The sequence below is a fragment of the Anatilimnocola aquadivae genome, from assembly GCF_049819085.1.
GTDB lineage: Bacteria > Planctomycetota > Planctomycetia > Pirellulales > Pirellulaceae > Anatilimnocola.
In genome coordinates, this window is the sequence record NZ_CP187419.1 from 3,827,195 (window position 1) to 3,847,447 (window position 20,253).

General features: G+C 58.3%; 16 protein-coding genes. 9 read left to right on the plus strand and 7 right to left on the minus strand.

Features of this window, described 5'->3' with window-relative positions; all coding sequences use genetic code 11:
• Nucleotide 1: 1 nt before the first annotated feature.
• Genes NA78x_RS15370 through NA78x_RS15380 form a run of 3 tightly spaced genes read right to left on the minus strand, consistent with a single transcriptional unit; the run spans nucleotide 2 to nucleotide 2,521 of the window.
• Nucleotides 2-1,213 carry an ABC transporter permease gene (locus NA78x_RS15370; protein ID WP_425619334.1) on the minus strand — a complete coding sequence of 404 codons (1,212 nt, stop codon included), beginning with the start codon at nucleotides 1,211-1,213 and terminating at the stop codon, nucleotides 2-4.
• Nucleotides 1,210-2,340, minus strand: a complete 1,131-nt coding sequence (locus NA78x_RS15375; protein WP_425619335.1) for a substrate-binding domain-containing protein — start codon at nucleotides 2,338-2,340, stop codon at nucleotides 1,210-1,212. Before NA78x_RS15375 ends, NA78x_RS15370 begins: the two co-directional genes overlap by 4 nt.
• 58 nt (nucleotides 2,341-2,398) lie before the next feature.
• The gene (locus tag NA78x_RS15380) at nucleotides 2,399-2,521 is read right to left on the minus strand and encodes a hypothetical protein (protein WP_425619336.1); all 123 of its coding nucleotides are present in this window, start codon (nucleotides 2,519-2,521) and stop codon (nucleotides 2,399-2,401) included.
• 204 nt (nucleotides 2,522-2,725) lie between these two features.
• Between NA78x_RS15380 and NA78x_RS15385 the strand changes: the two genes are divergently transcribed.
• Entirely contained in the window at nucleotides 2,726-3,601 is an 876-nt protein-coding gene (locus NA78x_RS15385) for a serine/threonine-protein kinase (RefSeq protein WP_425619337.1), read from the plus strand.
• 416 nt (nucleotides 3,602-4,017) lie between these two features.
• Here the strand turns inward: NA78x_RS15385 and NA78x_RS15390 are convergent, their stop codons facing one another.
• A complete protein-coding gene (locus NA78x_RS15390) occupies nucleotides 4,018-6,039 on the minus strand; it encodes a vWA domain-containing protein (protein WP_425619338.1) in 2,022 nt (673 codons plus the stop codon).
• Between the two features lie 584 nt (nucleotides 6,040-6,623).
• Between NA78x_RS15390 and NA78x_RS15395 the strand changes: the two genes are divergently transcribed.
• From NA78x_RS15395 to NA78x_RS15420, 6 genes are all read left to right on the plus strand, one after another.
• The gene (locus NA78x_RS15395; protein ID WP_425619339.1) at nucleotides 6,624-7,583 is read left to right on the plus strand and encodes an alpha/beta hydrolase; all 960 of its coding nucleotides are present in this window, start codon (nucleotides 6,624-6,626) and stop codon (nucleotides 7,581-7,583) included.
• A gap of 148 nt (nucleotides 7,584-7,731) precedes the next feature.
• On the plus strand, nucleotides 7,732-9,084 hold the full coding sequence (locus tag NA78x_RS15400; protein WP_425619340.1) for a Gfo/Idh/MocA family protein: 1,353 nt from the start codon (nucleotides 7,732-7,734) through the stop codon (nucleotides 9,082-9,084).
• 99 nt (nucleotides 9,085-9,183) lie between these two features.
• Complete coding sequence (gene mnmA, locus NA78x_RS15405) at nucleotides 9,184-10,296, plus strand: tRNA 2-thiouridine(34) synthase MnmA (protein ID WP_425619341.1); 1,113 nt, start codon at nucleotides 9,184-9,186, stop codon at nucleotides 10,294-10,296.
• Nucleotides 10,297-10,478: 182 nt separating this feature from the next.
• Nucleotides 10,479-11,261 (plus strand): lipoyl protein ligase domain-containing protein, encoded by a 783-nt coding sequence (locus NA78x_RS15410; RefSeq protein ID WP_425619342.1) that lies wholly within the window; start codon nucleotides 10,479-10,481, stop codon nucleotides 11,259-11,261.
• Nucleotides 11,262-11,325: 64 nt separating this feature from the next.
• Nucleotides 11,326-12,270 carry a lipoyl synthase gene (gene lipA / locus NA78x_RS15415; protein WP_425619453.1) on the plus strand — a complete coding sequence of 315 codons (945 nt, stop codon included), beginning with the start codon at nucleotides 11,326-11,328 and terminating at the stop codon, nucleotides 12,268-12,270.
• The gene (locus NA78x_RS15420) at nucleotides 12,267-13,439 is read left to right on the plus strand and encodes a sulfotransferase family protein (protein WP_425619343.1); all 1,173 of its coding nucleotides are present in this window, start codon (nucleotides 12,267-12,269) and stop codon (nucleotides 13,437-13,439) included. Before lipA ends, NA78x_RS15420 begins: the two co-directional genes overlap by 4 nt.
• 10 nt (nucleotides 13,440-13,449) lie before the next feature.
• On the opposite strand, the gene queF is transcribed toward NA78x_RS15420, so the two are convergent.
• From queF to dxr, 3 genes are all read right to left on the minus strand, one after another.
• Entirely contained in the window at nucleotides 13,450-13,803 is a 354-nt protein-coding gene (gene queF / locus NA78x_RS15425) for a preQ(1) synthase (protein ID WP_425619344.1), read from the minus strand.
• Nucleotides 13,804-13,902: 99 nt separating this feature from the next.
• Nucleotides 13,903-16,254, minus strand: coding sequence for a site-2 protease family protein (locus NA78x_RS15430; protein WP_425619345.1), 2,352 nt, complete (start codon nucleotides 16,252-16,254; stop codon nucleotides 13,903-13,905).
• Nucleotides 16,242-17,444: a 1-deoxy-D-xylulose-5-phosphate reductoisomerase gene (dxr, locus tag NA78x_RS15435; protein WP_425619346.1), complete on the minus strand. Its 1,203-nt coding sequence runs from the start codon at nucleotides 17,442-17,444 to the stop codon at nucleotides 16,242-16,244. The genes NA78x_RS15430 and dxr overlap by 13 nt, the downstream gene beginning before the upstream one ends.
• 346 nt (nucleotides 17,445-17,790) lie before the next feature.
• Here dxr and ftsH point away from each other — a divergent pair, with 346 nt between their 5' ends.
• Together ftsH and NA78x_RS15445 are read left to right on the plus strand one after the other, a co-directional pair.
• Nucleotides 17,791-19,854, plus strand: coding sequence for an ATP-dependent zinc metalloprotease FtsH (ftsH, locus tag NA78x_RS15440; RefSeq protein WP_425619347.1), 2,064 nt, complete (start codon nucleotides 17,791-17,793; stop codon nucleotides 19,852-19,854).
• Between the two features lie 29 nt (nucleotides 19,855-19,883).
• Nucleotides 19,884-20,237, plus strand: coding sequence for a hypothetical protein (locus NA78x_RS15445; RefSeq protein WP_425619348.1), 354 nt, complete (start codon nucleotides 19,884-19,886; stop codon nucleotides 20,235-20,237).
• Nucleotides 20,238-20,253: the final 16 nt, after the last annotated feature.

Genomic DNA, 20,253 nt, shown 5'->3' on the forward strand with positions numbered 1-20,253 from the left:
ACTAGACGCGACTTGGTTGCCGCTCGCTAAGCTTGATGCCGCTCAGCACGATCAGAATCACGATGGAAATGATTAGGGCGTTCCAATGACCAAGGGTCACAAGCGCCACGAGTCCGCTGAATAAGGTCAGCGCGAGGATGGCCGCGCTACCGCGGAAGCCGGCAAACATTTGGCGTCCGCTGCTCAGCAGTTGCTTGGCCTGCGTAAGTGTCACGGCAGCGACGACGACCGCGCCGACAATCAGGCCTTCGTAAGTTTCGGCCTGGCTCTTAATCATTTTGGAGACGCCGTCTACGACGACGCGCAAAAAGATCACGCCAAGCAAGGTTCCCGGCACGGTGCCAATTCCACCTTGAAGGGCACAGCCACCCACGACTGCGGCGGCAATCGCATTCAGTTCGTGACCGCGGGCCTGGGTCACGGGGTCGGCCACGCTGGAGTTGGCGAGATAAAAAATGGCCGCAATGCTTGCCGTAAAACTGCTAAAGCAATAGGCGGCCCATTTGACGTTTTCGGTGCGAATGCCGCTCAGCCTGGCTGCCTGCTCGTTGCCGCCGAGAGCATAAATATGGCGGCCCAAAACGGTTTTGCTCAGCACGAACCAAGTCACCAGCACCATCGCAATCAGCACGACCACCGAGACCCACACGTTGTCCCGAATGAAGACAAAGATCGGGTTGTTGATATTGATCTTCGAGCCGCCCGTGCCCGTCACCTTCACATTCACATAGTCACAAAAGGCACGAGCCAAGCTGCGTAAGCCGACGAGCGTGGCTAGTGTCGCAACAAACGGCGGCAACTTGATCGACGTGATTAACCAGGTATGTAGCGTGCCTATCATCAGCCCCGTGACGATGCTGCCACCAATCGCCGCAATGCAGATGCCGGTCGATTGCCACATGCTGGGAGCATAGCTTTGCGGAGTGAGTGCCAAGACGATGGCAGCGCACGCCACGCCGCAGGTGGCAATCGTCGAACCAAGCGACAGATCGATGCCACCCGAGATGATGACGACGGCAGCACCGAGCGCGAAGATGCCCAGCATCGCAACTTGACGCGAGATTTCCTGCACGCTTTCGTCGCGACGATTGTAATAGGCGCGATTGCTGTCCACCGCCAACGTGAAAAGCACCACACACCCAATCGCCACAATCAGGGCCAACTCGTTCGTAAACCAGTGGCCCGCCAGCAGTGGATTGCGAGGTGTGCTCATGAACTCTTGAGGCCGAGTTTTTTCAGCCAGGCTTTCATTTCCGAAACTGTCAAAAACTCGATGTCACTGCCCGCGTAGTCTTCTTTCTTCAGCGGCGACCCTGCATCTGGCACAACCAACTTCAGTCCGGTCGTGTAGATATCCCCGTCTGGCTGACCCGCATTGGGGAACATTTCTTTGATCGTGGCTTGGTCGTCCAGGTGCATTGCCTTGAGCAGCTTCACTGCCTGCAGTCCCATCTTATATGGATCCTGCACGCACATCACATCCATGTTGCCGGCCTCCATCGCCTCGATCGATCGCGAATCGGCATCGAACGTGACCACAGCCACCTGATCGCGAGCTTTGCGTTGATTCACGACCACAGCGATCTCGGGACCGTTGTAGGCCCAGATGCCAACAAGTGCCACAAGGTCGGCGTGGTTGGTGAGGGCAATGCGCACATTCTCTTGAGCGCGGTTGTAGTCGGTTTCGTCCGACATGCGGTCGCGATCCTCGTAGCTGCTGCCGAGACCTTCCTTCACGCCGTTCATGCGATTGCGAGCGTTGTCGTTATCGGTGTAGCCGGCGAATTGAACGTAGGCTCCCTTATCGACCTTGCGGGCCTCGAGCACTTTTTTAGTCGCAGCGCCAAGCAACTTGCCCGCTTCGATGTTGTTCGTGCCAATGTAGTAGGGGCGAGCATCGCGGAACTTATCGCGATTGACGTCGCCATCGACGGTGAAAACCTTCACTCCTTTGGCTTGCAGCTTTTTCATCTCGTCGACGATGGCCGCGTTGTCGGCCTGAACGACGGTGAGGGCGACACCGACGATATCGGACTGAGTGCCGAACTGCCGGAGCGAATCAACCTGTCCCTGCGCGGTGCCGTCATTCGACTCCATCGAAATGCTGAGTCCAGCATCTTTCAGCTGAAACTCTTTCTCCCCTTCGACGAGGCCCGCCTTGCACGCATTCCAATAGTCGTTGGGCGTGTTGATCAAAAAGACAAAGCGTTTGCCGGAACCCGCCGAGGCCCCCGCGCCGCTATTCGCATTCGGGTTGCTCTCGGATTTGCAGCCAGCTGCGAATATCAGCAGCGTGGCTGCGACTAGCGCAAACCCAGGACGTAGCATCTTGCAAAGCATGGGGAGAGGACCTTTGTCAGATGAATGGATCGAGCGGAAGGACTGCGATTGGCGCAGTTTACTTCTTGCCTTCGTCAGTGATCTTGTCCGAGCTGGGCTTGCCGTCGGGACCGCTGCAGCCCACCACAGCACCACAAGTCAAGGCGAGCAACATCGTCCACAGCAGCCAGTTACGCAACATCACAGAATCTCCGGAAAGAGTGACCTATCAAAACTTGAAATCTTAATTATCTGGCGATAGCAACGCAAGCAGCAACCGCACGATCCGCGGGTCATCGCAGTGCAGTTGAACGCCGCCGCGCGCCGATGGAAGTAAGAACCTCTTCTCCTGCCTGCTATTCCCGCACCTGCCGCTCTTCTCTTCGATTTCGCTGGATTTCTCTCTATGCCTTCGCTGTTGCGTCCTGCGCATTTCACCGCGCGCGAGACCCCGCGTTCCCGCCCGCGCACACTGCCGTACGTTACCGGTTACGAACTGGCCGGGCTCATCGCCTCGGGAAATCAATTTGAGATCCATCGCGCGCGGGCAACTGGGCAATCGAAACACGAGTCTGCCGACTACGTCATCAAAGCCATTCGGGCAGACATTGCCGATAGGGAGTTGGCACGCGCTGTCTTGCACCGGGAAGTAGAAGTGGCTCAATCCGTAAGTCATGCCAACCTCATCACGGTTTTCGACTACCAGCCCGACTACGCAGTCCTGCCTTATCTGCCTGGCTCCACCCTCGAGCAACTGCTGAATCAACGTGCTCAAGTGCCGGTGCCTCAGGCACTGTGGTACGTGCGACAAACGGCCGACGCGCTCGCGATGCTGCACAGCCAGGGTTGGCTGCATGGCGACGTTAAGCCGGCGAACCTGATCGTGTCCGATCAAGGCCACGTCACGCTCATCGACTTGGGCCTTGCCCGGCAGTTGGGCTCGGCCGAGTGCCGGACCGAGAACTGGCTCGCGGGCGATGCGGCGTATCTTTCCCCCGAAGCGCTCATTCCGGGATATCAATTGAGCACCGCGGCCGATGTGTTCTCGCTGGGCCTGTCGCTGCTCCAGCTGCTCCGCGGCGAAGCGGCCAGCCCGAAGCCATCGCTGGCGGACAACTGGCACGCTGCCAGCGACCTGCGAGTGTCGCGGCCTGATGTCAGCCGGGAAGTTGCCACGCTCATCGCCAAGATGACGGCCAACGAACCGCTGCGTCGCCCGCTGATCAGCGAATTGCTGAGTACCCTCTCGCGCCTAGAAATCGAATCGCTAATGCAGTGGTAGCCTTTCGGCGGCCGGCGACCAGCAATACTCCGAGCTGTTCAGGCTTAACATGCCTGAACACCCCCATTTCGGCGGTTGCGCGATAACTTTTTCGTGACATTCGAGCGGTTCCGAATAACGCCGCAAGCCGCTATCCTGCAATATGTTATGGCTCGCCGAAAGCAGGAATTTGGCGTCATTCCGATAACCTTCTTGATAACCGCTTAACGCCCGTTGAACAGGTCGGTGCAGGCGTCGTTTACCGGTCCCTTGGACTTGGGAACCGACCCACCGCGGCTGCAAACTTGAACAGCCATGAGGCAAATGCTCGTTCCCTGAACACCCTCAATTCAGGTGAATCTATCGCGCGCACGAAAAAGGCCCGCAGCGGTTGATGCGGGCCTTTAAATCGGTTGGTTGAATTCCGGCCAAGCAAGTTACAGCTTGGGTGCAGGACGCTTTGGCGGTGGCTTGGCGAGCATCTTGGCTGCGTCGTTGGCTGGTGCAGGAGCGTTGCCGTTGCCGGCTCCCTCACGCATGGGCGTGACGTCGGTGAACGACTCTTCCCACTTCCAACCCAGCGGATCCTTCAATTCTTGCTGAGCCAGCATGGCCCACGGCGTCCCTTCGTGATCTTTGACCACGCGTTCCAGGTACATCTTGGCGCGATCGGCAACCTTTTGCAGGGCACTGCCGACCGAGATTTCGTCATCGGGCTTCAGTGTCCAGGTGTTGCTCTTGGGATCCTTGGGCTTCAGGCCACGCTTCGCGGCGGCGAGCATCGCATTGTACGATTCGGTCCGAACCTTAACGGCGAGCACGCGGCCCATCGCCAGGTCGTAACCAGCTTGCCAACGCAGGACAGTTTCTTTCTCGCGGTCAGATTCACCCTGCCGCAAAATCTCGTACAGGCCATTCACACGGGGCTCCAAAGCGGCCGCCTGCTTTTGTGCTTCTGACAGAGCATTCGAGAACGAAGCTTCATCGCGATTGACGAAGCGAGTTTCGGGCGACTCCATCTGCTGCAGCTGCGGATTTAGGGCAGCTTCGATCAACTTGCGGCGAGCCATGTTCGCGCTCACCCGCTTGTCGTACTCTTGCACTGAAACATAGTCCGGCTTGTACCGCCGCATGACCGTGGGGTCGAAGAAGTGCTTGAGGTGCGACGTATAGGCCATCGTATCTTTGCGGCTAACGGTCTTCGTCACCGAGCGATTCGGGTGTACGGCGAAGTAGATGCCACCCGTTTCCACACTCAGGCGCGTCAAACCGTACGGACCAAAGCCCGAGTCGATCGGATCGTCGTCGAGCTTGCTGCCCGAAAAGGCCAGCTTGATACGTTCGGGATAGAGGGTTTCTGGCCCTTGTTCGACCACGCCCCACTGCGGCGTTTGATCGTACTTTGGATCGGGATCGACCCACTTCATCATCGTGTCTTGACGACCAAAGGGTGCTGGCACGCCCACCACATACACAGGCATCGCCCAGCGGCGGCACATGCGAACGGTCGGTTCCAGGCCTTGCTTCCAGTCGGAACCTACTTCATCGGTCACCACCACAATCATCACGTTCCGTTCGGGACGTGGCTTCTCTTCGGTGGTATAGCGGAAGGGGGCATACTTCTTAGCTGCTTCGTGAACAGCGTAAAAGACGTTTTCGGTGCCCGAATCATCGTTCTTGATGCTGGCAATCGCTTCCTTCAATTCCGACAGGTTCGCGGTCGGTTCCTTGGTCACAGCTTCGACTTTTTGGCCGAAGGCGATGATCGAGGAGAGAAGCGGTTGATCGCTGTGCTTGGTGAAGTTCTCGTTGCCCGCAGCTTCAATGATGCCCAGTTCTTTGTAGATGCGGTCGAAGCGTTCGCGAATCGCGGCACGTTGCGGAACGAGGCTGGCCGTGGAGTCGAACAGCCAAACGACAAGCGTTTTGCGTTCTTCCAGCGAGAGCAGAATTTCGTGCGTGATGCGGTCGATTGCGCCTTCTGCGCCCGTTTCGCCCACACCAGCGGCACCCTTTACCACTTGATTCTGGCTGTAATTGAGGCCAGTGGCGACGGCGATCGCATCGTTGACTTCGACGTTGCCGACTTCAGCTTCTTCGAGCAACTCTTGGTGATTGGGAACTTCCGACACATCGGAAACGACCGGAGCGAGCGACAGAGCAACTGCCACGCCGCCCACGCTGTTGGCACCGACTTCTTCCGAAGGCTGTTCGCTGAAGAAGAACTCTTCGGGAACTTGCAGTTCGAGTTCTTCCTTCACCTTTTCTTCGGTGACTTGCGAGATCGTCAGCGTGACTTGATTCTTGTGCTCTGGCAGAACCAATAGCCCCATCAAAATGAGGATGGCAAGGTGCACGAAGAAACTGGCGAAGAAGGCTGGCGAATCGCCATCCAAAGGCGTCTCGTCTTCGCCCGTTTGTTGCCGCCAGTATTGCTTCAGATTTTCAAACAGCTTCACGGTTGACTCTCCTGTTCCGTCCGACCCAACCTTATCGTGCTGCCATGCCGAATGCAGGCGATGTCTTGACTATTGCGAACGAGATCGTGATTCGTGCCTATTCGGGGCGTGTAGAGGAACTTATTCCCGCCAAACCCTGCGAGCGAAATAGCTTACGAAAAACAACCACTGCTCAGAACATCGGTATTCTCACCGAGAACGGTGAAGAATGCAAGCATTCGCACCGACCAATGAGAACCACTCGATGGGGGAGGCTAAACAGGAACCTACAACCGCTGGCACGACCGCAGTCCATGTTCCTCCGTGATCTAAACGCACCAATCTGCCAAAAGTACTTATGCCCACAAGATTTCTTGCAGCTAGCCCGCCCCGAAATACACCTCCCGCCTGTACCTCCGCCAAGCCTTCCCCGCTGTTCGAGGTCGACGGCGGGCCAAGTGCCGTCGCCGGGCTGGTTCTGGCAAAAAACTATTTGACGTTACTCCTTTTGCTGCTTACATTTCAATCAAGGGCAACGACTGGCCCTCTGGTTCCTCTTCACCGTTTAATGCGGGCGTGTGACGCGCCTTTGCCGAGGATTTCGTATGGCTGTCTTTCGCGGTGGGCTAGCACGAATCGGTTGGATGGCCTGCGGGCTGTTGCTGGCCTGCGCATGTAGTGTGGCGAGCGGACAGGATCCCAAAGCGCCAAAGATTCCAGCGCCAGAAGATATCAATCGCGAGACCAAGGATGGCGTCGCGCTCAAAATGACTTATTTCGCCGGCACGCTCGGCAAGAAGTCGGTTCCGCTCATCCTGCTGCATGGCTGGGATGGCCAGCGGGGCGATATGGAACGACTGGCCATGCGTCTGCAGTCGCTAGGACATGCCGTGGTGACGTTGGACTTGCGCGGCCACGGCCAAAGCATGAAGTACAAGGCTGTCGAAAAGGGAGAGATCGTCTACAAAGACCTCGATCGGACCACTTTCCGCCCTCAAGACGTGCAAGCGATGACGCAGGACGTCGAGACCGCGAAGCGGTTTTTGCTCGAAAAGAATAATGCGACGGCCTGCAATATCGAAGCGCTTGGCATCGTGGGCTGCGATGTCAGTTGCCTCATCGCAATGCGTTGGTCGATCCTTGATTGGAGCGCTCCGGTCCTTCCCTCGTTCAAACAGGGGCAAGACGTCAAGGCACTCGTGCTGTTGTCTCCCGTCAACAGCTTCAAGGGGCTGAGTAGCGTCGATTTCTTTTCGAATCAAGTGACCCGCAAGCAGCTCTCGGTGATGTTGGTTGCCGGTAGTGCCGATCCCAAGTCACTTGCCGAAGTGAAGCGGCTGCAAACCAAGTTGCAGCAGTACCACCCCAAGCCAAGCGGTGATAACGATTTGGATCGCAAGAATCTCGACCTGTTTCTGGTGACTCCCGATACCAAATTAGTGGGCTCCGAACTTCTTAGCCCAGCCTTGCGCGTGAACGACAATATTGCGAACTTCTTTAATCTGCGACTCGTAGAAAAGCAGGATCAGTTCAGCTGGTCGGATCGCAAGAATCCGCTGGAGTAAGGCGTACCCGCGGCCCACTGCCGATGATTGAAAGCCTGAACCTGCGGCGGTATGCTGCAGGTTGGTAGCAGTTCCTTTCCTCCCTTGCCGATGTGTTTAATTTTGGTTTCGGCAAGCGTCTGTTTACTTTGCGGAGTGTAGCAAGCTTATGAATCAAGAATCCGGTAAGAAGTCTGAATCCACCGGTGTAACCGGTTCGCGGCGCGATTTCATCCGTCAGTCGAGCCTGCTGGTCGCCGGTGGTGCGATCGCGGCCGGACAAGTCTCGGTAGCGCGCACGGCCTACGCGGCTGGCAGCGACACGATCAAAATCGGTCTCGTGGGCTGTGGTGGTCGTGGCACGGGCGCCGCTATTCAAGCAATGAACACTTCGGGCGGCGATGTGAAACTCGTCGGCATGGCCGATGTGAGCGAAGATCGCGTGCAAACCGCGTATCGCACCATCAAGGGCAAGCACAACGACAAGGTCGAAGTGCCCAAAGACAAGATGTTCGTCGGCCTCGATGGCTACGAAAAACTGCTCGGCACCGATTGCGATATGGTGATTCTCGCCACGCCGCCAGGCTTTCGCCCGATCCACTTCGAAGCTGCCGTGAAGGCCGGCAAGCACGTCTTCATGGAGAAGCCGGTTGCGGCCGACGTGTTCGGCGTGAATCAGGTTTTGAAGGCCACCGCCGAAGCCAAGAAGAAGAACCTTGCCGTGGCCGTTGGTCTGCAACGTCGTCACGAGCGGAAGTACATGGAAACGGTTGCCAAGATTCAAGAAGGTGCGATCGGCGATATTGTTCTCGCCCGCGCCTACTGGAACGGTTCGCGCCCCTGGCTGCGTCAACGTCAGCCTGGCATGACGGAAACGCAGTTCCAGATCAGCAACTGGTACTACTTCAACTGGCTCAGCGGTGACCATATCAACGAGCAGCACATCCATAACCTGGATGTGATCAACTGGATCAAGAACGCCTATCCCGTGAGCGCTCAAGGCATGGGCGGTCTCGTCAACCAGAACGAAGTCAAGTACGGCGAAATCTTCGACCATCACTTCGTCGAATACACTTACGCCGACGGCACCATCATGTACAGCCAATGCCGCCACCAACCTGGTTGCTGGAACTCGGTTGCGGAACATGTGCATGGCACCAAGGGCCGCGCCGACGTGAGCGGTTCGAAGATCTACGACGAGTCGGGCAAGATGTTGCACGATTTCGGTAAGCTCGGCGCCGATGGTCACCAGCAAGAACATCACGACCTATTCGCCGACCTGCGTGCGGGCCGCCTGCCGAACGAAGGTGAATGGGGTGCCAAGAGCACCATGACCGCCATTCTCGGTCGCATGGCTACCTACACCGGCCAAGTGGTGAAGTGGGATGACGCGCTCAATGGCAATGGCCAATTGGCCGACTACGCCAAGCTGCTCACTTACAACGACGAAGCTCCGGTCAAGCCGCTCGAAGACGGCACCTATGCTCAACCAGTTCCAGGCAAGACCAAGGCCAAGACCTAGTCTCTTGAAGCTGGTCTGAGACGAGTTGTCGAAGATTAAAATCGATAGACACAGAGCCCCGGAAGATTCCGGGGCTCGTTTGTTTTTGCGGAGTGAAAGATGTCACGAATCGTGCTGGCCATGTCGGGAGGCGTCGACAGTAGTGTCGCGGCATTCCTGCTGCGCGAAGCAGGGCACGATGTCATTGGCGTCTTCATGCGCCACGGCGAAGAAGCCCTGGAAGCTTGCAAGACCGATGCTGCTCCTGGCTTCTCGTTGCCAATCTTCAACGCCCGCGCCGATCATAAGCAGGGATGTTGCAGCGCCAGCGACGCCGAAGATGCGCGGCGCGTCGCCGACCGGCTCGACATCCCCTTTTATGCACTCAACCTGAAGGCTGAGTTTCGACAGATCATCGATTACTTCGTTGCCGAGTACACCCGCGGCCGCACGCCCAATCCTTGCGTGCAGTGCAACAACTGGCTGAAGTTCGGCAAACTCTTTGATTACGCCGATAGTGTTGGTGCCGAGTATGTCGCCACCGGTCACTACGCGCGGCTGATCTCAACTGCTCAAGGGCCAGCGCTGTGCCGCGGCGTCGACGATGGCAAGGATCAATCGTACGTCCTCTTTGGCATCGAGCGCAAGCTGTTGCCGCGCATGTTGCTGCCGATTGGCGAATTTAAGAAGCCGGAAATTCGCGAACTTGCTACGAAGGTGGGCCTGCGCGTGGCGGACAAACGCGACAGCCAGGAGATCTGCTTTGTGACCAGCGGCAAGCATGACGAGTTCGTGCGTCAGCGCCGCCCCGATCAAACCACAGCGGGACAAATCGTAACGACCACTGGCAAGGTTGTGGGTGAGCATCCAGGCATCGAAGGTTTTACGATTGGCCAGCGCAAGGGGCTCGGTGTCGCGATGGGCGAGCCGTATTTTGTGGTGCGAATTGACCCTGCCACCAACCGCGTGGTCATCGGCCAGCAACACGAATTGGCGCGCACGGAATTGACCGCCGACCAGTGCAATTGGCAAAGCGATCCGCCCGTTGGCGAGTTCCGCTGCTCGGCGAAGATCCGCTACAACAGCCCGCCCGCTGCGGCCACAGCTGAAGCACTTCCCGGCAATCGGCTGCGGGTGGTATTCGACGAACCACGCCACGGCGTCTCGCCCGGCCAGGCCGTCGTTTGCTACGACGGCCCTCAAGTTCTCGGCGGCGGCTGGATCGAATCGTAGGCTCGCGACACGCAGTACTCTGCGCTGTTCCGGCATAACCCTTTTCGATCATCTTTGCCGTTAGCAAAGTCTATTCCACCAGTGAACTTGCTCTGGGCTCGCGCGGCGGGTTTTGCTACTCTCCGCCCCACACCTGCCTGGCCTCTCGTCGTTCGGTTCTTGTCTGTCCATAAAGAATTGCCATGCCGCGCACCGCCAAATTGCCGAAGCAGTTTGCCAGCCATTTTCACTTGCTGGGGCAGGTCGATTTTGAAGATTGCCTGACCGCGCAAAAACGCCTCGCGTACGATGCCGCGACTCGGGCCGATGGCCGTTTCACAACGCTGTTGTGCGAGCATCCCGGGCTGATCACGATTGGCCGCACCGGCTCCCGCGATCAATTGCATTTGAGCGGCGCAGAGCTCTCGGAACGCGAACTGGCCGTGCGATATGTCGCCCGCGGCGGTGGCTGCTTGGTTCACGCGCCGGGACAAGTGGCCATTTACATCATCACGCAGCTCGAATGGCACGGCTGGTCGGTTGGCGAATTCATGCGCCGCTTCCAAACGGGCCTGTCTGCCGCGTTGCAGGAACTGGGCGTGCAGACGACCACGCTGCCGGGGCATTTTGGCCTCTGGGGACAGACCGGTCTGCTCGCGGCCCTGGGGATTGCCGTGAAGTTTGGCGTCACTTCACAAGGGGCGTTCATTAACGTGAATCCCGACATGCGGAGCATTCAGCGGGTCGATTCGCTTCCTTCTCGCGAATTTTCGCGGCTGATTGCGGGGAAAAACCGCCCGCCGCACCGGCCGATTCATTCGTCTCTCCTGTCAGAAACGACGCAGCCGGTTAAAATGACAGCTGTCCGAGCCGCCGTGGTCCCCCATTTGGCCGCCGCCTTCGGCTGTGTCGACTACCACATGCACACCGGCCATCCCCTGCTGCCGGAACTAACAGGATCCACATCCCGTGAATCTGCTGCGTGAATTGCCCCTCTATCGCGAACCGACCAGCGAGTGTTCGTCGGGCTGCGCCACGCCCGCCGGTGCTATCGCGGGTGAAGAACCTGCCGCTGATATGCGCCGCTTGCCACGCTGGCTAAAGCGAGAAGTTCCCAAGGGGAATTTCAATCATCAGACTCAAGGTCTGCTCGACGAACTGAAACTCGAGACTGTTTGCGATAATGCTAAGTGCCCGAATCGCATGGAGTGCTATTCGCAGCGCACGGCCACGTTCATGATCCTCGGCAACGTCTGCACAAGGCCTTGTGGCTTTTGCGCCGTCGCTCGCGGTCGAACGCAGGCTGTTGAGAGTGATGAACCCGCCCGCCTAGCCGAAGCGTCGTTGCGATTGGGCCTGAAGCATGTGGTGATCACGTCTGTCACGCGCGACGACCTGCCCGATGGCGGCGCGGAACATTTTTATCAATGCGTGCTGGCCGTGCGAGAAAAGACGGGCGCTGCGGTCGAAGTGCTGACGCCGGACTTTCTCAACAACGATGCGGCGATTGCCCGCGTCGTAGCGTCGAAGCCCGAAGTCTTCAATCACAACACCGAGACGGTTCCTCGCTTGTATCGCAAGGTCCGTGGTCCCAAGTCAGACTATCGCTGGACTCTTCATTTGCTGAAGAAGATCAAAGAACTCGATCCCACGATTAAGACCAAGAGCGGCCTGATGCTGGGCCTCGGTGAAACGACCGACGAATTGTTCGAAGTGCTGGCCGATCTGCGCGGCGTGGGTTGCGACCTGCTCACACTGGGCCAGTACCTGATGCCGAGTGCCACATCTGCCGATCATTACCTGCCTGTGGTGCGTTACGTGCCGCCGGAAGAGTTCGATTTTCTCGGCAAAGCCGCCAAGCGAATGGGCTTTGTCGAAGTTGCGAGCGGGCCGTTCGTCCGCAGCAGTTATCACGCCCGCGATATGGCCACCGCGACAATCGAAGTCCACCCGGCTGACGTCGCGACCTCTTCAGTATCCAGTGAATGCGCATGAGCAGTCTGCCCAAGCCCGCCTCGATCGAAAAACCTGCGGCCAATATTCCGGCGAAGAAGCCGAAGATGAATACCTACCCCTGGTATAGTCCGCGGTTCTGGCACGCCCTACGCATCACCGACTGGTGCAAGCTGCTCGCTCGTCACAATTTTCGCGTTCATCCGTTTCGGATGCCGATGGCCGCGATGATCACGGCGACGACGCCGTTCAATTCGGCCGCAGCATTGCTGCAACATCTGTGGTTTGGCCGCTACATCGAACGGACGCGAATCGAAACGCCGCCAGTGTTTATCGTGGGACACTGGCGCAGCGGTACGACGTTGTTGCACGAACTGCTCCATCTCGATTCGCGGTTCGCGACGCCCAACACCTATCAGTGCATGGCACCGCACCATACGTTTGTCACCGAGTGGCTCATCGGTAAGCACATGGGTTGGTTAGTCCCCTCGCAGCGACCGATGGACAACATGGCCGCCGGCTTTCAGCGGCCGCAAGAAGACGAGTTCGCTCTGCTGGCCCTTGGTGCGCCGACGCCTTACGCCCGCATGGCCTTTCCCAACGACATGCCCGGCGATTACACCGACCTGCTCAACCTGGATGAAACATCGCCCGCCGATCTCGAACGCTTCAAGACCGCGCTCGTCTGGTTCGCCAAGCTGATTACCCTGCAAACCAAGCAAAAGCAACTGCTGCTCAAATCGCCGCCGCATACCGGCCGCATTGGTCACTTGGCGCAGTGGTTTCCCGGCGCGAAGTTCATTCACATCGCCCGCAACCCGTTCGCGCTATTCCCCTCTACCACGCGGTTGTGGGAATCGCTCGACGACGTGCAAGGCTTGCAAGTAGCCCGGCACAAGAACCTGCGAGAGTATGTGTTTGATTGTGGCGAGCGGATGTATCGCGGCTACGAAAAGCAGCGGATCGAGATCCCCGCTGGCGACTTGTACGAACTGAAGTACGAGGACCTGGTGAAGGACCCCGTCGGCCAGTGCGAACAAATCTACGAGCGGTTGAATCTCGGGAACTTCGATCCCGTGCGCGATAAGATCGCCGCCTACATGCAAACGCAAAAAGACTATCAGACCAACAAGCATCAAATGGATGCCGAAACCGAAGCCGAAATCCGCCGCCGCTGGGCCGGCTACTTCTCGCGTTTCGGCTACGAATAGCGAAGTTCGCTTACTGCTCGTGGACGACGGTTACGCTGGTCGAGATGCCGCCGCGGGGAGTAAACGAAGCGACCAGCTTCATCCGGCGAGGCTGCAGCGCGGCCACCAGGTCGTTGAGAATGCTGTTGGTGATGTTCTCGTAGAAGATGCCCTGGTTGCGGAAGCTTTGCAGGTACATCTTCAGGCTCTTGAGTTCCACGCACTTCTTCTCAGGCGTGTAGGTGAAAGTCAGCGTGCCGAAATCGGGCTGGCCCGTCTTGGGGCAAACCGAGGTGAATTCCGGACAGACGATTTCGATGACGTAATCGCGCTGCGGGAACTGATTGTCGAAGGTTTCGAGCAGGGAGGCTGGGTTTTCGGACATGGGTAAGCAGCGTTAAGAAAAAAGGATGGGCCGAGAGATACTCGGCCCATAATGACACATAAATACTCTTCGGCCGCTGACGCTCGCGGCCATCGGTCGTTAGCCGTAGAGGAATCGCCCCACGTCCATCGCCGAGGCAAAGACCATCAGCGACAGCAGGAAGAACAAACCGGCTAACGTCAACTTGTACTGTAGCTCGGCGTCAACTGGCTTACCGCGTACCCACTCGGCTGCGAGGAACACCATGTGGCCGCCATCGAGCACGGGGATCGGCAGGAAGTTAATCACGGCCAGGTTCGCACTCAGCATCGTGAGAAACAGCAACATCGCGGGAATGCCGTGTGAGGCTACCGTGGTTGCCGCTCGCAGGATGCCGGGCGGACCCGAGAGATTCGTCGGCGACAGCTGGAACGTCACCAGGCGATGCAACACAAGCAGCACCTCTTGAATGCGTTCCTTCGTTTCGCGCAGGCCGAGCGAGAAGGCTTCGCTCCAGTTGTCGGCGATGTGGATCCCCGAGTCATTTTGCAGCCACAGGCCACGCGCTTCGTCGAAGTGGGTCTTCGAAGCAGCAGGAACGATATCGACCGACGAGAGCTTGTCGCCCCGCATGAATTCGAGTCTTACGGGGTATTCAGCCTTCGCAGATTGCACCTGGGCCAGCAGTTTGAGCCATTGGTTCGGGGTCTTTTCGAGGTCAATCTTGAGCTTCGAAAGTGTCTTGTCCTCTTCGCTCGGCTGGCCGACTTCGGGAAGCACAAACGAGGCCGAGATCAGCTTGTCGCCGGGTTTGATATCTTGCTTGGCAGCCGGTCCATCGGCAGGGACTTCTGCGACAACGGGCACGAGTTCGAAGGCAATGCCGAGCGTTTCCGCCGCAGCAAAGCCTGAGTTCACATAACTGCTGAGGGGGAACAAGTTGAGGGGCTGTTCCAGCGTGGCGGTCAACTCCTTCTGTTCGCGCTTGTTGTCCTGTCCCGCGCGGTTGACGACTACCGTCACTTGCTGGCCGACGCGATCGAGCAAGCGCTGACCGAGAGACAGAGGATCGCCGGCCGGCTCACCACCGATCGTTTCGATTTGGTCGCCAACTTGGAAGCCAGCTGTTTCCGCAGGGCTTCCTTTGCGAACGGAGGCAATCGGTCCCAAGCCGAGCACCACGCCCAGTTCGCGAACTGGCGAGGCTTCAACGGTCACTTCCAGCACTTCAGGATCTGGCTTCTTGGCCTTGGGGTCGGTGCCAGGGGGCAGTTCCGGGGTGCGTTCGACGGTCAGAGTCAGTTTGCCTTGGGGATTCTGCACCAGCAGCGCGGCGATCTGGGCACCGCTCGTTACTTTTTGGCCGTTGACGGCGACGATCTTGTCGTCGGTCTTCAGCGGGATGCTCGTGACCGAAACACCAAGTTTCTGTCCCTTCTTTTGTTCGGCTTCGGAAGCGACATACAGTTCCGAGCTACGCAGCGGAGTTACACCCACCGTCGGGAACTTATTTCCTTCGTGTTTAACTGGCTTGACGTCGTACCAGGTCTCTTTGCCGCTGGCTTCCCGCACTTGAATGGCCAGATCGGCCTTCTTGCCATTGAGCACGATATTGCGCATGAGGTCTTCCCATCGCAAGTGCTCATAAGGCTTCGAATCTTTGCCAAAGGCGATGATCTTGCTGCCCGGTTCCAGTCCGGCCTGCCAGGCTGGATCGCCCGGCACGGAGCCGCCGACGCCTGCAGGCATTTCGAGCACGCCCATCTTGTAGGCGATGGTGGCGAAGACTACCGCGAAGATCGCGTTCATGATTACGCCGGCCGAGATGATAGCCATGCGGGCAGGAACCGACTTGGCCGTGTAGCTGCGAGGATCGAGGTAAATGGTCTTCCCTTCGGCGTTCTTCACAGCGACGGCATTCGGCGGTGGCACATCGGCCGCAGCAGCCGAATGCGTCGGTGGGACATGCAGAGCCTTCTCGCCGATCTTCTCGATGGTCGATCCCAACGTCAGGCCTTCAGCAGTCGACTGCTCAACGCTCGTGCCCGAAACGAGACCTTCGGCAGCGGTGCCGCTGGCGATGGCCTTGGTTCGTTCGGCTTCGGTTTCGGCGTTGCGCGGATCGTCGTCTTGGCCGAGCATCTTCACGTAGCCGCCCAAGGGCAAGCTGCCGATGCCGTACTCGGTTTCGCCGATCTGCATCTTCCACAGCGAGCGTGGAATCTTCCACGGCGTGAACGGAATGGGGATCTCCAGAAAGTCGAAGCCCACGTAGAACTTCTCGCACTTCACGCCGCAAGCTTTGGCGACGAGAAAGTGCCCGAGCTCGTGGACGAAGATAACAAAGCCCAAGCCGATGGCGACATAGAACAGGCTTTGGACCGTGCTAAGCAGCCAGGAGAGCGTCGTGGGCTCACTGGCCGCTGTAGCGGCTGCGAGCAAGAACGAACTATCGAAAACTAACCAATCCACCGTTGAACCTCCTCCCGCGCCCAAATGTCCAGCTTCATCAATTGGCTGAGGGTAGGCGAGGGATCGTAGGAATGATGATCGATGACTTTTCGGCACAAAGGGACGATTTGCAGAAAGGGAATCTCCCCTTTCAGAAACCGAGCCACTGCCGCTTCGTTGGCCGCGTTGAGAACTGCTCCCGCGGTGCCGCCTACTTTGGCCACTTCTTTGCCCAACGCGAGGGCAGGAAAGCGGTTTTCGTCGGGCGGCTCAAACTCCAGCTTCCAAGCAGTACTCCAGTCGACCTTGCGCGCGGGCGACTCTCGCCGCTCGGGCCAGGTGAGGGCGTATTGTATCGGCAGCTTCATATCAGGCGGGCTGAGTTGGGCTACAACCGATCCGTCGTTGAATTCTACCAAAGAATGGACCACCGATTGGGGGTGAACCACGACTTCGATCTGATCTGGCGGTAAATCGAATAGCCACCGAGCCTCAATGATTTCCAGGGCCTTGTTCATCATGGTCGCACTATCAACCGTGATCTTGGGCCCCATTCGCCACGTCGGATGGGCGAGCGCCTGCTCAACCGTCACCTGCGACATCTGCTCGGTGGTGAACTGGCGAAACGGACCGCCGCTCGCTGTGAGAATGATACGCCGTAGATCCTGTCGTCGCCCGGCTGCCAACGCTTGGAACACTGCACTGTGTTCGCTATCGATGGGCAGGATCTTGGCATTGCGGCTGGCCGCCAGCGGCATCACCAGCGGGCCGGCCATGACGAGTGTTTCTTTATTAGCGAGGGCAACGGTTTTGCCGGCTTCCAGAGCGGCCCAGGTTCCGTCCAAACCGGCGCTTCCCACGATCGCCGCGACCACGACGTCAACATCGGGATGCTGCACTACCCGCTGCATCGCATCGGCCGAGCAGACGACCTCGCTAATGCCATTCAGGGCTGACCAATTGCAACGCTGGGCCGCGGCCGGTTCGGTGGGAATTACCCAACGGGGCCGAAACTCCAGTGCTTGCCGGCAGAGTTGGTCGGTATTGGAGTGAGCACTGAGTGCCGCAACCTTCAAGCGACCGCCCGAGCTGCGCACGACTTCGAGCGTGCTTTGGCCGATGCTGCCGGTCGATCCGAGAATGGCAAGATTGCGGACAGCGGTAGGCGCTGATTGTTCGTGGGCAGAGGTAGCGGACTCGGGCAAAGTCATGCGGAGTATTGGTGGCCGGTACAGGTCGATGAGGTGTCCAGCAAAAGCAGGAAAAATGCTCCAAGCAAACCCTGACTTCGTCCGAAATGCGATGGCCTAAAGTCGATTGCCACTTCAGTTTGCGTACGGCTGCCAATTGTAGGGGTCAGCCCGTTTGACAGCAACATGAACTACTCCATGCAGGTGCATAAAGTGAGGGGGACGTTATACTGAGGAAGTAGCCTCTCTGCAAACGTAGCGGAACACTCACCACAACACGGTTTCAGGAACACGGTTCCGCACCTGTGAAAACCGGTCTGCCAGCGGAGCCCTTCGCTCCCCGCAGATCTACCCGCAAGGAATGAGCATGAGCAACGAAAACGGGCCCGGTCGTTCTGGCATGGACAAGGGCGGCATGTCGGGCATGAACCTGTTCGCCATCGTCATCTTGGTGCTGCTGGCAGGTGTGCTGGCCGTCGTGGTGACGAACCGGTTCTTTCACGAGCCCATGGACGCCAAGGATCTTCAGCGGCTGGTCGAAGCCAGCAAAGAACCGCTGGGCTACATCGATATCCGTGACGAGCGAACTGGCACCACTTACCGCTACTCCAAGATCCGCTCACTAAAGCTGGACGATCGCTACGCAACGGCCGTTGTTTCGAAGTCTCCGCTGGTTGCTGCCAAAGGTGGCGGCGTGATGCAGCCGGACGGCAGCCAGACGAAAGACAAAGTTCGCATCATGGCGTTTCTGGCTCCGCCGCTGAGCCACACCCGGAACGAGTTTGAGAAAGCCGTTCTGGCCAGCGGAGTCGATTATTCAGAAGCTGGGCCGCCGCATCCTCTGGAGCAAGCTTCCCCCTACATCCTGTCGATTCTGATCGGCCTGCTCGTGATCTACATCATGGTCCGCCGCCTGGCCGGCGCTGGTTCGCCGATGTCGTTTGGTCGCAGCCGCGGCAAGCTGTACGCTCAGGAAGACCTCGGAGTGACCTTTAACGATGTCGCTGGCATCGACGAAGCGGTCGAAGAAGTTCGCGAAGTCGTCGACTTCCTGCGTCAGCCGGAAAAGTACCAACGCTTGGGCGGTCGCATCCCGAAGGGCGTGCTGCTGGTTGGCCCGCCGGGAACTGGCAAGACCCTGCTCGCCAAAGCGATTGCGGGCGAAGCGGGTGTGCCGTTCTATAGTTTGTCGGGTTCCGACTTCGTCGAAATGTTCGTCGGCGTGGGTGCTGCCCGGGTCCGGGATATGTTCCAACAAGCCGAGTCGAAAGCCCCGTGCATCATCTTCATCGACGAACTCGACGCTTTGGGTAAAAGCCGCGGTAACGGCCAAATGGGCGGTCACGACGAACGCGAACAAACCCTCAATGCCTTGCTCGTCGAAATGGATGGCTTTGGTTCCAACAGCGGCGTCATTGTCATGGCCGCCACCAACCGTCCCGAAACTCTCGACCCAGCTTTGCTCCGTCCTGGCCGCTTCGATCGCCACGTGCTGGTCGACCGTCCCGATATCAAAGGCCGCGAAGACATCCTCAAGGTCCACGTGAAGCAAGTGAAGCTTGACCCGCTGGTGGAGCTGCGAGAAATCGCTGCAATTACGCCCGGCTTCGTCGGTGCCGATCTAGCGAATTTGGTGAACGAAGCGGCCCTACTTGCCGCTCGCAAGGAAAAGAACTCGGTCGGGATGGCTGAGTTCAACGACGGCGTCGAACGCGTCACCGCGGGCCTCGAAAAGAAACAGCGGGTGATGAACGACGAAGAAAAGCTCCGCGTCGCCTATCACGAAAGTGGTCACGCGCTGGTTGCTTATAGCCTGCCGAATACCGATCCGGTGCATAAGGTTTCGATCATTCCCCGTGGTCTCGCCGCCCTGGGTTACACCATGCAGCGTCCTGAGGGCGATCGCTTCTTAATGACCCAATCGGAACTCGAGAGCCGCATTCAGGTCTTGTTTGGCGGCACCCTCGCCGAAGAGATGATCTACAGCGATATCTCCACGGGTGCCTCGAACGACCTGGAGCGAGCGTCGGAAATTGCCCGCAACATGGTCATGCAGTACGGCATGAGCCGCCTGGGCCGCGTCTGCTACAAGCAGAGCCATCGCAGCCCCTTCCTCGCCGCAGCCGCCGGCGAAGAGTACACCAGTCACGCCAGCGAACAAACCCAGCGCGAAATCGATCAGGAAGTTCGCCGCATCCTGGATGAGGCGAACGAACGTGTCCGCCACATCCTGGAGGTTCGCCGTAGTTCGCTGGAAGCACTGACGCGCCGCTTGATTGAAGTGGAGTCGGTCGACGCCGATGAGTTGAAGAAGATCATGGACGCCAACTCGCCAGGCCCGCTGGTTGTTCCCGGCACAGCGATCACGCCACGAATCGCAACCGACGTGAGCGACAATCTGAGTTCTGGCACGATTCAGCAGCGGGGATAGTAGGAAGGTTCTGTCATGCGATTTGCCCGTTGGACTTTCGGCGTCGCGGGCGTGTATGGGCTCCTCTGCCTCACGCCCCAGTTGTTCATGGAAAAGCTGGTCGGCACCAATACACCCCGGCCATCACCCATCCCGAGTTCTTCTACGGGTTCTTGGGAGTTGCCATCGCCTGGCAACTCGCCTTCCTGGTGATTGCTCGCGACCCGGTCCGCTACCGTCTCATGATGCTGCCGGCAGTCGTTGAAAAGTACTCCTTCGGCATCGCCTGCATCGTCCTGTTCCTGCAGCAGCGACTCAACTTCATGATCGTGCCGTTCGCCTGTATCGACCTGCTCCTCGGCACGCTCTTCATCGTTTCGTACCTGCGCACGCCGTCCGCTTAAGCCCTCGCTTTTCGGC

Excerpts from the sequence above, each read along its gene's own strand:
- NA78x_RS15370 (WP_425619334.1), bottom strand. The coding sequence starts at position 1,213 with ATGAGCACACCTCGCAATCCACTGCTGGCGGGCCACTGGTTTACGAAC.
- NA78x_RS15375 (WP_425619335.1), bottom strand. The coding sequence starts at position 2,340 with ATGCTTTGCAAGATGCTACGTCCTGGGTTTGCGCTAGTCGCAGCCACG.
- NA78x_RS15380 (WP_425619336.1), bottom strand. The coding sequence starts at position 2,521 with ATGTTGCGTAACTGGCTGCTGTGGACGATGTTGCTCGCCTTGACTTGT.
- NA78x_RS15385 (WP_425619337.1), top strand. The coding sequence starts at position 2,726 with ATGCCTTCGCTGTTGCGTCCTGCGCATTTCACCGCGCGCGAGACCCCG.
- NA78x_RS15395 (WP_425619339.1), top strand. The coding sequence starts at position 6,624 with ATGGCTGTCTTTCGCGGTGGGCTAGCACGAATCGGTTGGATGGCCTGC.
- NA78x_RS15400 (WP_425619340.1), top strand. The coding sequence starts at position 7,732 with ATGAATCAAGAATCCGGTAAGAAGTCTGAATCCACCGGTGTAACCGGT.
- mnmA (WP_425619341.1), top strand. The coding sequence starts at position 9,184 with ATGTCACGAATCGTGCTGGCCATGTCGGGAGGCGTCGACAGTAGTGTC.
- NA78x_RS15410 (WP_425619342.1), top strand. The coding sequence starts at position 10,479 with ATGCCGCGCACCGCCAAATTGCCGAAGCAGTTTGCCAGCCATTTTCAC.
- NA78x_RS15420 (WP_425619343.1), top strand. The coding sequence starts at position 12,267 with ATGAGCAGTCTGCCCAAGCCCGCCTCGATCGAAAAACCTGCGGCCAAT.
- queF (WP_425619344.1), bottom strand. The coding sequence starts at position 13,803 with ATGTCCGAAAACCCAGCCTCCCTGCTCGAAACCTTCGACAATCAGTTC.
- dxr (WP_425619346.1), bottom strand. The coding sequence starts at position 17,444 with ATGACTTTGCCCGAGTCCGCTACCTCTGCCCACGAACAATCAGCGCCT.
- ftsH (WP_425619347.1), top strand. The coding sequence starts at position 17,791 with ATGAGCAACGAAAACGGGCCCGGTCGTTCTGGCATGGACAAGGGCGGC.